Origin of the sequence: Bartonella sp. MU37NMGALS (genome assembly GCF_042194015.1) — a bacterium.
Taxonomy (GTDB): domain Bacteria; phylum Pseudomonadota; class Alphaproteobacteria; order Rhizobiales; family Rhizobiaceae; genus Bartonella; species Bartonella grahamii.
This window is the reverse complement of record NZ_JBHIML010000035.1, coordinates 880-5,938: the sequence shown is the minus strand read 5'-3', so window position 1 is coordinate 5,938 and position 5,059 is coordinate 880. Positions and strand designations below refer to the sequence as shown.

Annotated in this window: 1 pseudogene; it reads right to left on the bottom strand. The window is 41.7% G+C overall.

Annotation, left to right across the window (positions count from 1 at the left end):
- Positions 1 to 5,059 (bottom strand): annotated as a pseudogene (locus ACFIJP_RS08395) (hypothetical protein); the annotation flags it as partial.

The following is a 5,059-nucleotide window of genomic DNA, read 5'->3' as shown; positions in this document are numbered from 1 at the left end:
ACAGCCAAACCAATCGCTGCAGCTTGTCTTGCTTCCTTGCGAACATCCTCAATAGCATAATTTAACGTCTCAAACTTCATATCTGTGTAGGATTTTGCCTCGTTAACGCCATTATCGACAAGACTACCTATTTGATCATCCGTATATTTCTTCGCATCTTCAAGAACTATCTTCATCTGCTGTTCGGTGTAATCATGTAACTGACCCCCATTAACAGCTTCATGCGAGCCCGTTTCAATCTTTCCATCCGCTACATTGTCTATCAAAACTGGATCACTCTCATTCCCACCTACTAACGTAACCTTATTCGTCTTTTTACCATCACCATCTTTGTCATATTTAACCGCTCCGTCCATAACCGTTGTTGTAATATCTTTTACATGTTGATCAATCGTATCTACTTTCTTTTCAACCTCTTTCACTTTCTCATTCGTCTCCCATAGCTGACCTCCATTCACAACTTCTTGTGAATTCTCTTCAACTTTACCAGCTAAGACATTCTTAATCTTGCTCGACTTGTCATCATGCTTCGCGTCATACGCTCCTTCAGTTTCATTCCAATTTAAACCATTGGACGCAACATTCTTCTCAACATCATGAATACGATTGTTGATATTAGTCATACCTATATTCACACCATCAAACGCAGCCGCAACATTATCATAGCTCGTCTTCTCATCTGAACTACCGTCGCTCTTAAATTGTGCAACCTTGAATTCCGGTGCACTCCATTTCCCATCCTTATAGCCGGCTCCTCCTCCTAAATAGGCCGCTAAGACATTACTCATAGAATAAAGTTGTGAACCATTAACCGCATCCGTGGATGTTTCTGAAATCGTTCCACCACGCACTCCAGAAAGAGTCCGTTCCGCTCCATCAATGTTGGAAAGGGTAATGCTCGTACCGCCTTTTTCGCCTCCAATACTAATAACATGCGTCTTGTCATCTTGTTTAACTAAGCTATCACTAACAACATTGTTAATTTCTTTGTGAATATTCGTGAAAGATGTCCCTACTCCTGCTAACGCATCCGCAACATTATCGTAGCTCTTCTCTTCAGAACTACCTTCAGAGTTGACAGTTTGTAGCTTGAAACTTGGAGCGCTCCACTCACCCTTATCATTATAGCCAGCACCTCCACCAAAATACTCCGCAAACATCTTATTCATGGAATAAAGCTGTGAACCATTAACCGCATCCGTCGATGCTTTTGAAACTACACCTTCCTTGACTCCAGAGAGTGTCCGCGCGGCATTATCACTGTTTGCAATATTGATGCTCGTACCGCCTTTTTCGCCTCCAATGCTAATAACATGCGTCTTATCATCTTGTTTAACTAAGCTATCACTAACAACATTGTTAATTTCTTTGTGAATATTCGTGAAAGATGTCCCTACTCCTGCTAACGCATCCGCAACATTATCGTAGCTCTTCTCTTCAGAACTACCTTCAGAGTTGACAGTTTGTAGCTTGAAACTTGGAGCGCTCCACTCACCCTTATCATTATAGCCAGCACCTCCACCAAAATACTCCGCAAACATCTTATTCATGGAATAAAGCTGTGAACCATTAACCGCATCACTTGAGTCTACAGTAATGTCTCCATTCGCAAGATACTTAATCTTGCTATTGGTTTTACTATTTTCTTCTCCATGCAAGGCTACAAAGGCTCCCTCTTTCTCACCCCACATCAACGCATTCTGCTTAATGTTTTCAGTAACCGTCGTATTGCTTTGTGTAATCTCTTTATGAATGTTCTTGAAAGAAGTACCTACACCCTCAAAGGCTTCCGCAACACTTGCATAGCTCTGCTCTTCAACATCACTACCATCTTCCTTAACGGTCTTAACCTTAAAAGTGGGAGCAGTCCACTCTCCACTCTCATACTTGGCACCTCCGCCCAAATATTTCGCTGTATGCTCAGCAACTGTAGTAACATTTTTATTGGTGGTAAAAAGCTGTGAGCCATTAACCGCTTCGCTTGAGTCTTCTAAGAGTGATCCAGCACTCACACCAGAAATTTTCCGTTCCTTACCGTCTTTGTTGAGAATACTTACTTCAGTACCGCCTGATGCCTTACCAATGGTGATAGCACCCGATCCCCCCGCACGGAGACTACGCGCTAAAGTAACCTCTTCTTCTTGCTTAACAAGGATACTATCTCTTACATCGACAATCTCTTCATTCAAAGTGGTGAAAGCACTGTTAACACCTCCAAAAGCATCAGCAACATTATGATAAGTCTTCTCGTCACCTTCTGTGCCATCAGCATCAAATTGCGCAACTTTGAAATCAGGTTCTGTCCATTTGCTGTCCTCATACTTGGCATTACCACCGAAGTACTCCGCAAGGGCTGTATTCGTAGAATGGAGCTGTGAACCATTAACCGCATCGGTTGAGCTTTCTGAGAGTTCACCATCCTTAAGAAACGTGATCTTGCTGTTGCCTTTTTTCTCTCCTTCTCCATGCTGCGCACTAAAGGCATTTGCATCTTTGCTCCATGACAACGAATCCTGTGCAACACCTTGTGTCACATCCTTGATCCGCTGATTCACATTCTTGATACTCGTATCAATGCCTTCAAAAGCTGTACCAACATCTTTAAATTCAGCTTCTTCTTCCTTACCGTCTTCAGAAACCTTAGATAATTTATAGGTGGGTCCTTTAAAAGTACCATTATTAAATGCTGCTTCACTACCTAAGAACTTGGCAACATCCTCACCGATTTTGTTAATCTGTCCACCCGTGATTGCATCATGTGAACTCTCTGCAATCTTACCATCAGCAACATTATGGAGACCTACAGCTGTCTTATCTTTACCGCCTAAAGTCACACTTGTATAATCAATGCTGCCATTGTCGTCACCTGTTTTATCATAATGAACAACGGCTGATTCATCAGACTGAAGACTGTTCGAAAGATCTTTTAAACTTTTATCAAGTTGACCTTTATTAACCGCTTCATTGTCATTCTCTGCCTTCTTCACACCAGAAAGAGTCCTATCTTGATTATCCTTATCGGCAATATTGATGCTCGTACCTTCTACCTCTTTACCAATATTGATAACCTTTGTACCAGCATCCTGCTTAACAAGGCTATCGCCTACGACTTTACTAATCTCCTTGTTAATCTCGTTATGAATGTTCGTGAAAGAACTGCCTACGCCTGCAAACGCTTCCGCTACACTATCATAGCTCTGCTCTTCAACAGCACTGCCATCTTCTTTGATTGTTTTAACCTTGAAACTTGGAGCAGTCCATGTACCATTCTCATACTGAGCACCACCACCTAAAGATTTTGCAACTCCATCACCCAATTTATAAAGTTGATTGCCTGCTACAGCATCGCTTGAAGTTGAAGTAATGTCTCCATTTGCAAGCGACGTAATCTTACTGCTGCTTTTTTCCTCTCCATGCTTCGCTGCAAAAGCACCTGCAGTCTTGTCCCACAACAAGGAATCGCTTTGAACAAGGGTAATGTCTTTGGTAATTTCATCCTTAACTTTCTCGAATTTATCTTTAACTTTTTCGAATGAAGAACTAACGCCGGTAAAGGCTGAAGCGACATCATTATACGTTGAGTCAGAAACATCCCCTTCTTCCGTGAAGCTCTTAACCGTGAAGGTAGGAGTAGTCCATGTGCCATTCTCATACTGAGCACCACCACCTAAAGATTTTGCAACTCCATCACCCAATTTATGAAGCTGATTGCCTGCTACAGCATCGCTTGAAGTTGAAGTAATGTCTCCATTTGCAAGCGACGTAATCTTACTATTTGTTTTGCTGTTTTCTTCTCCATGCTTGGCTACAAAGGCCTTTTCAGCATCGCTCCACAACAAAGCATCGCCTTGGACTTCTTGCGTAATATTCGTTAGTTTTTCAGTAAAGTTTTTGACCTCATTCGTTAGATGAGTATTCACATTCTTGACACTCGCATCAAGCCCTTCAAAGGCTGAACCAACATCGTTATATGGATTAGTCGTTACCGTACCATCTTCAGCAATATTAGAGATGTTATAAGTCGGAGATGTAAAAGAACCATCTTTAAATGTAGCACCACCACCAAAATAGGTAGCTGCCTTATCGCCCAATGAATAAAGCTGTGAGCCATTTACTGCATCAGTTGATTCTGCTGTAATCTTACCTATGCCAACATTATGCAAAGAAACAGTGCCTTCCTTCGGATTTCCAAAAGTTACACTGGTTTGTTTAGCTTTACGAGCTGATCTGGTAAGTACATTTAAATCTTCTGAATCTTCTTCTGTATCGTAGAAAACTGCTACAGAACGCACTTTTTCAATTTCATCAGAAAGTTTTTCCACGTTTTCATCAAGCTGACCTTTATTAATGGCCTCATCGCTCCGTTCTGCATCCTTCACGCCAGACAGAATTCGACTCTTACTGTCCTTATCCGCAATAGTGATTGTAGCACCATCTTTTTCCCCACCAATCTTGATGAGCTTCTTCTCGTCATCCCACTTAACAAGACTATCACCTTTAACATTGGTAATTTCATTGGTAATCTCATTTTTTACATTTGTGAGGGAAGTGCCAACACCCGCCAAAGCCTCCGCTACAGTATTATATTTCGTCTCTTCAGAGTTACCATCTTCTTTGACTGTTGTAACCTTGAAGCTTGGGGCTGTCCATTGACCATTCTCATACCTAGCATCACCGCCAAAAAACTTTGCAACTTTATCACCTAGAGTATGAAGCTGATTACCCGCTACCGCATCCGTTGAGGTTGCAGAAATGTCTCCATTCGCAAGATACTTAATCTTGCTATCTGCTTTCGCATCTCCCTCTCCATGCTGCGCACTAAAGGCATCCTCATCCTTGCTCCAAGACAACGAATCCTGAGCAACGCCTTGAGATACTTCCTTAATACGCTGGTTTACATTCTTGATATTTGTATCAAGCCCCTCAAAAGCACTTCCAACATTATCATAGCTACTTTCTTCTGAAACGCCATCTTCAGAAATCTTAGATAATTTATAGGTGGGTCCTTTAAAAGTACCATTATTAAATGCTGCTTCACTACCTAAGAACTTGGCAACAT